Source organism: Hallella faecis (assembly GCF_018789675.1).
Taxonomy (GTDB): Bacteria; Bacteroidota; Bacteroidia; order Bacteroidales; family Bacteroidaceae; genus Prevotella; species Prevotella faecis.
The window spans coordinates 1-2,463 of record NZ_JAHKBE010000108.1 but is presented as its reverse complement, the minus strand read 5'-3'; the positions used below and the strand labels follow the sequence as shown (position 1 = coordinate 2,463).

The window sequence follows — 2,463 nt, the reverse complement described above, 5'->3', positions numbered from 1 at the left end:
CGTTAATTAACTCCTTCATTTTCAAACGATTACGTTAGAATTAACAGAGTATTGGTAATCACCAATGTTTATTCTAACATCAAGAATAAGAAGATAAAGAAGCGTATTGCATAGTCATTTGGCTTGCAAGTTGCACCTTTTGAATCTTGGCTTACCATTATCACTGTAACAAGAAACTCATATTGTCATCATGCACGTGTATGGAATAGGGTATTCTCTATTCGTGCTACCATGCCAATCAGAATGTCACGTCCTTGGATTACCTTGCCGACAGATCCTTTGAAAGTGTACTTTGATATGTGCATCATCAAGTACTTTCTTGGCATTATATCTCCAAACAACGATATGCTTGATAAGATGAACAGACTTTTTGCTACGTTTCCAGAAATAGATAAGGCTGCCCTGGGCTTTCCTTTTGGTTGGGAAAACGAACCATTGTGGCAATAAAAGGTATATGGAGTGACTACTAATCACCTCACATCACCCACATTTTTTTGTAATTTTGGTGTGACAGTTGTGTGCGTATTCGTATCTTATGAGATTTGTAGATTTTCCAATTAGGGTTTCAGGATTTCCTTGATCTCGTTGAGGTCGCCATCGTTGGGTGCGGGCGTGATGCCCACAAGGTGACAGATAAGCTCATAGATGTCTGTGTTTCGGAAATGGGGAATCTCCGTGTGAGAGAAGGCCGGACCGATGGCGCGAAATAATGCGTGCATGTCTAAGAGCTGCGGGTCGAATCCGTGGGTTCCGCCGGCGATGATTGGCTTGTCGTAGGCCACGTATCCAAGGTCGGGGCTCACCACCACGTCGCCCACGCGACTGTTGGAGCCATAGTGGAGGTAGGCGGGCACATCCTCCTTTTTCCACACGCTGATATGGTCTACATTTTTAAGTGCGTTGTAGATGGAGTCTTTGCAGCCTTCCTTGGCGTAGATGTTGGCCGGAACCGATCCCGAGACGGCCGTGTACCACTCGGGCTTGAGGTGGGGAAGGAGCTTCACGGCGTGGTCGCCCGGCACCCATGCCATGCCGTGGTCGGAAAGCACCACGAGGTTGATGTCGGCGTGGTAAGGCAATTTCTGCATGCGATTGAAGAGCGACTGCAGGAGCGAGTCGACGTAGAGTACCGCTCCACGAGTCAACTTGCTTTGTGGACCATATTTGTGGCCGTTGCCGTCGGGCTGTTCCATGTAGGCCATGATGAGGTCGGGGCGTTTTTTCTCAGGCAGACTCAGTTGGCTGATGATGCCGTCGGCACGTTCGTCCAGCGTCAGTCGGGGTTTGCGGTCGTAGGCGTAGTAGACATCGGGGTAACGACCGTTGACCTTGACGTCGGAACCAGGCCAATAGAACACGGCCACGCGCTTTCCCTGTCTGGCGGCGGTGTTCCAAACAGGCTCGCCGCCGTAGTAGCGTGGGTCGAGCTTTTGCTTCGCATCGGAAAGGGCGAATCGGTCGCCTGTTTTTGTGTCGAAGAACTCGTTGGCCACGATGCCATGGTGGTCGGGGTAAAGACCAGTGGCCATGGTGTAGTGGTTGGGGAATGTCTTGGAAGGAAACGAGGGGATCAGTCCGGCCTTCACTCCATGCTCGGCCATGAAGTTGATGAAGGGTGTGTCGTACCATTGGGGGTAGTCCCAACGGTAACCGTCGAGCGATATAACGACCGTATAGCGGCGTGCTTGCGCTAACTGGGGCAGCAGGGCTGTCAGTAAAAAGAAAAGGGCGATGATGGTCTTTCTCATGCTTGTCATTGGTTTCTGTTTGCAAAGGTAGTGATTCTTTGCGACTTGTTTGTACGTTTAATCGAAAAAGGTGACACCTTATTATATATGTGAAGGGTGCGTGAGACAAATATTTGTGTACGCGATGGCCTTGTGGGTGAGGCGTGATTAAGAAACGTTAGCAAAGTGCAGGAAGTGAGTATTATCATGATTTTTTGATAAAAAGTTTGTTGAGGTTTTCGGGTGAAATAGAGAGCGAAAAACGTCGGTTTTGTGCGACTGAGGCGCCAAAATCAAACTTCGTCTTTGCCGTTAGGCATGTATCGAGTTGCGAAAGATGCCTCCTCGAGCCTCGGCTGGGTATGTTTCGCAACCCGAAAGACCATGTTTCGTACCTCGATTGGGCATGTTTCGCAACATAAAGTGTGGTTTTGGAGGCATAAAATCTTGCGTCAATCCTGTAAGGCGCTGATTTTAAGCGAGATGCGAAAAGCTTACGAGAATCGCGTATTTGCGATCAACTTTTTGCTCATTCAAAAGAAACGTGTAGTTTTCAATGTAGTTTGTCGTGCATTTTTGTTATGCCAGACAGCCTCCGTTAGGAATGGCATAGGGGGTGAAACTATGGGTGGGGCGTTAGGAGCGTGGGAAGATTTTGCATGCGTTTTGCTTTTTAACCCCAATCGGTCATTAGATTTTAATTCTTGTTAGCGTTTGTTTCGAGCAGGTTGCGACA

1 protein-coding gene and 1 pseudogene are annotated in these 2,463 nt (G+C 48.4%); one reads left to right on the top strand and one right to left on the bottom strand.

The features are described from left to right. Positions 1-54 precede the first annotated feature (54 nt). Positions 55-447 (top strand): annotated as a pseudogene (locus tag KM934_RS12580) (Abi family protein); the annotation flags it as partial. Between the two features lie 110 nt (positions 448-557). On the opposite strand, the gene KM934_RS12575 reads toward KM934_RS12580, so the two are convergent. After that, a complete protein-coding gene (locus tag KM934_RS12575) occupies positions 558-1,748 on the bottom strand; it encodes an alkaline phosphatase family protein (protein ID WP_215760952.1) in 1,191 nt (396 codons plus the stop codon). Positions 1,749-2,463: the final 715 nt, after the last annotated feature.

Coding starts and splice junctions, on each gene's coding strand:
- KM934_RS12575 (WP_215760952.1), bottom strand. CDS start 1,748: ATGAGAAAGACCATCATCGCCCTTTTCTTTTTACTGACAGCCCTGCTG.